A 4,267-nucleotide genomic window follows, 5' to 3' on the forward strand; every position below is an offset into this window, starting at 1 on the left:
TTCGTTTACATTGCCGCTATCGCTATTTTGTTGATTTAGCTCAGCCTTCACTATTTTTCAAACAAGCCCTAGTATACTACAGCCTAAATTTTTGTCAATGTTTTCCGAGTTGAAATCCGGTTCTGAAAATAAATTTTGTGCATATAAGGAGAATTTGCCGGGTGTTTATCAGCTTTTTTGTCAATGTTTTTCGCGGCAAAAAACGGCATTTTTCGGAGAGTGGAACAGGCATTCCCGCATAATTGCGGACAGGTGGGCATATAGTTGTGGTAGCAAACAGAAGGAGAGGGTCAATATGATGGAACTGAATCTGCAAAGGCAAACGGTGACTGTAAACGAAGCGGTCTATAGCGGCGCTGTCGAGCAGCCGCTTGAGTGTGACGTACTGCTGCCTGACTACTGCCCGGATATTCAGAAAATTCTGCGGTGTGAGGTTTCACCATCCCTGCTTTCGGCACCTGTCAGCGGGGAAAAGCTGACGGTGGATGGGATGGCGGTTGTCCACCTCTACTATTTAAGCGAGGACGGATGCCTGCGGCATGCCGAATATAAAATCCCCTATACCAAAACGATCGAGCTGCGCAGTTCACCTGCCAGCCCGTCGGTCCATGTCACCCAGAGCATCGACTATTTCAACTGCCGGGCGGTCAGCCCTCGCCGGCTGGATATGCGCGGAGCAGTCAGTATCCAGGCGCGGGTGAGCAGCCTGTGCGAAGAACAGATCGTCTGCGGCGCTGATGGGGCGGGTATGCAGTTCTGCAGTGACCGCGCTGAAAATACAGTGCTTCTGCCCCAGTCGGCGCGTCAGCTTTCGGTGCGGGAAGAACTAGAACTCGGCTATGGCAAGCCCGCAATCGGCAATATCATCCGTTACACCGCATCCGCTGACGTAAGCGATTATAAGGTTATCAGCGGCAAGGTGGTCACCAAAGGAGAGCTTTCCGTCCGGATCATCTACCAGTGTGAGGAAGATCCCAAACAGCTCGAACTGATGGAATATGCGATTCCGGTCAGCCAGGTGGTAGATGTTGAAGGCGTGGACGAGGAATGTGTCTGTAATATCTGGTACGATGTCTGCGGGCTGGATGTGTCCCCAAAGCGCAACAGCGACGGTGAAAACCGGGTATTCGCGCTCGAAGCCGCAGTAAACGCCTGTGTATGCGCTCACCGGCGGGTCGAACTGGACACCTGCTGCGACTGTTACTCCACCCTCTATGAGTGCAAGCAGAGCCAGAAACAGCTCCCATTCCTCAAGCTGCTTGATGTGGTTTCAGAAACCTGTACCTACAAAGAGTCGATTGACCTGCCCGACGGCATTCGGAACATCATCGACCTCTGGTGTGCCGCGGGCGCGGCAACTGTCCGCATTGAGCCAGACTGTGCGGTTGTCTCCGGCAGGCTCACCATCTGCATGTTCGCCTGTGACGAGGAAGGTTCGGCAGCCTATCATGAGCAGGTCCGCGAATTCACCCATAAGGTCGCGATCAATGGACCGGTCGAAACCGTGGTATTTGCGCCCGCTGTGCGGGCGGATACCGCAGCATTCACCCTGTCAGGGCATGAAAAGATCGAGGTGCGCTGTGGGATCAAAATACGCGGCAGCCTTTACAGCCAGTACCGGAAAAATGTGCTCTGCGATGTAGCAGTGGACGAGAGCCGTCCTAAAACCCGTCAGGAAAATCTGCTCTACCTCTATTACGCGGGGGAACAGGAACAGATCTGGGAGATCGCCAAACGGTACAACACTTCGGTCGAAGCGATCCGGGAGGGCAACCAGCTTGAAGGCGGTGTCATTGGCGAAAAGACGATGCTGCTGATCCCGATGAAATAATCACGCCATAAAATGCCGGAAAAGGAGGACAACATGGAAACACACAGCATTTACAAGGATATTGCCCAGCGCTGCGGAGGCGATATTTACATAGGGGTGGTCGGCCCGGTGCGCACCGGAAAATCGACCTTTATCAAGCGGTTTATGGAGACGCTCGTTATCCCGAACATTGGCAGTGAGTTTGCACGAGAGAGGGCAACCGATGAACTGCCGCAGTCAGCGGCAGGACGTACGATCATGACCACCGAACCAAAATTCATCCCGGAGGAAGCGGTAAAAATCTCACTGGCGGACAGTGCAACCCTCAACGTGCGGATGATCGACTGTGTGGGGTATATCGTCCCCAGCTCACTCGGCTACATCGAAAATGACCAGCCGCGTATGGTCGTGACCCCCTGGTTCGAGAAGGAGATCCCCTTCAACCTTGCTGCTGAGATCGGCACCCAGCGTGTTATCAACGAGCATTCAACCATTGGACTGGTGGTCACCACCGACGGAAGCATCAGCGAAATTCCTCGCCAGGAATACGAGGAAGCCGAACTGCGGGTGATCTCCGAACTGCGGCAGATCAACAAGCCATTTATCGTCCTGTTAAACTGCGCCAACCCACGTGCACCGCAGGCGGTTGCGCTACAGTCTGAGCTGGAATCACGATATGAGGTGCCAGTGGTTGCGGTCAACTGTCTCGACCTGGAGGAAACCGACATCCGTACCATCCTGACCGACGTACTCTTCCAGTTCCCGGTGCAGGAGGTCGCTGTTTCGCTGCCGGGATGGATCACCTCACTCGAATCGGGCCATTGGCTAAAAACCTCTCTTTATGACAGTATCCGCGAGGCAGCAAGCGGGGTAGAACATATTGGGCAGCTCAAAAACCGCTTGCTTACCCTCGGCGATTGTGAACACGTCAACCGGGTGCTGATGGAAAACATCGATCTCGGAAGCGGCTGCGCACAGATTACCCTCGACATGGAAAGCGGGCTGTTCTACCGAATTTTAGGCGAGGCGACCGGTCTGGAAATCGCGGATGAATCCGCATTGCTGCCCTGCATCATCGAGCTGGCCGCTGTGAAGCGGGAATATGACAAGGTCAAGTCTGCGCTCGATGAAGTGGCTGCAACCGGCTACGGAATCGTGATGCCATCGCTTGAGGAACTCACACTCGAAGAACCAGAGATCGTCAAGCAGGGGGGCCGGTATGGGGTACGGCTGAAAGCAAGCGCACCCAGTATCCACATGATGGCGGCGAATATCAATACCGAGGTCAGCCCGATCGTTGGCTCAGAGAAACAGAGCGAAGAACTGGTGCACTACCTGCTCCATGAATTTGAAGAAAGCCCGCAAAAGATATGGGAATCCAATATCTTCGGGACCAGCTTGCACGAGTTGGTCAACCAGGGCCTGCACAACAAATTATACCGAATGCCTGGAGATGCACGAATGAAGCTCCAAGAGACGATCGAGCGGATCATTAACGACGGATGTACCGGGCTGATCTGCATTATTCTCTAAGGAGCGCCGCTCCATGGCCTCGAATACAAAAACGGAATGGTTATCCAAAAAACGGCATAGCTTTCAAGCTATGCCGTTTCCCCATTCCGCGAAAATCAACAAAGAAATGGGGACCATAAAAATATGATCCCCATAGAAAATGACGCTGCAATAAAAAGCTGTCTTAACCTTAAACCCGCGGCTGCATTCCATCCGCCAGCATGTTGATCTGGGATTGCATGATTCCCTGCGATACGACCTGTAGACCGAAAATCGGCAAAAGCAGGCAAACAAGACTGTTATCGGTCACCGGAGCGCCCATATTTTCCGAAAGGGTAACCAGTTTCTTGGCGTATTTATAAAACCAATAGATGGTGTATATCCCACATGTAAGGATCGAGAAAAGCACTTCCAGTCCGGCACTCTCCTGAGAGTGACCCAACGTATTATTGATCTCCAAAGAGACCTGATAAATCCAGATGTAAAAATAAATACCACATGTAACAATTGATAGAATAATTACCATCGGGATACTTCTGTTTTGAATATACATCGCTTACCTCTTTCCCCGGTACCTACCGGCTTGTTCTGAATCATCAAATCGCGTGATAATCGAAAATCTCCACTCCTGAAGGTAAATTCCTCAACTCAAGCGTTTTGACCATATTGCCATTTTAACACGTTTCATCCGTCCGCGCAATAGCCATTCCATGGAGAATTTTCCATCCTAATTAGATAACGAATCAGTGAGTTAATCGGCTTCAAATTTAAAAAAAGAGCAGACATCTTGTAATGTCTGCTCTTAGAGCTGGCATAGACCTATCTTCCCAGGCAGTCACCCGCCAAGTATTGTCGGCACTGTTGAGCTTAACTACTGTGTTCGGAATGGGAACAGGTGGATCCTCAACGTAATAAACACCAGCCTTTGGTGACCCGTGCGGGAAT

3 protein-coding genes and 1 rRNA gene are annotated in these 4,267 nt (G+C 51.7%); 2 read left to right on the forward strand and 2 right to left on the reverse strand.

Going from position 1 to position 4,267, the window contains the following annotated elements; all coding sequences use genetic code 11:
- The first annotated feature begins 295 nt into the window (after positions 1-295).
- Together D5269_RS16870 and spoIVA are read left to right on the forward strand one after the other, a co-directional pair.
- Positions 296-1,831, forward strand: coding sequence for an SPOCS domain-containing protein (locus D5269_RS16870; protein WP_158605058.1), 1,536 nt, complete (start codon positions 296-298; stop codon positions 1,829-1,831).
- 33 nt (positions 1,832-1,864) lie between these two features.
- The gene (spoIVA, locus tag D5269_RS16875; protein ID WP_120487111.1) at positions 1,865-3,343 is read left to right on the forward strand and encodes a stage IV sporulation protein A; all 1,479 of its coding nucleotides are present in this window, start codon (positions 1,865-1,867) and stop codon (positions 3,341-3,343) included.
- Positions 3,344-3,512: 169 nt separating this feature from the next.
- On the opposite strand, the gene D5269_RS16880 is transcribed toward spoIVA, so the two are convergent.
- Both D5269_RS16880 and rrf read right to left on the reverse strand, forming a co-directional pair.
- Positions 3,513-3,875, reverse strand: coding sequence for a DUF4234 domain-containing protein (locus tag D5269_RS16880; RefSeq protein WP_016317982.1), 363 nt, complete (start codon positions 3,873-3,875; stop codon positions 3,513-3,515).
- Between the two features lie 253 nt (positions 3,876-4,128).
- Positions 4,129-4,245, reverse strand: a 5S ribosomal RNA gene (gene rrf / locus D5269_RS16885).
- Between the last annotated feature and the right edge of the window lie 22 nt (positions 4,246-4,267).

The organism is Anaerotruncus sp. 1XD42-93, from assembly GCF_009917605.1.
GTDB lineage: Bacteria > Bacillota > Clostridia > Oscillospirales > Ruminococcaceae > Anaerotruncus.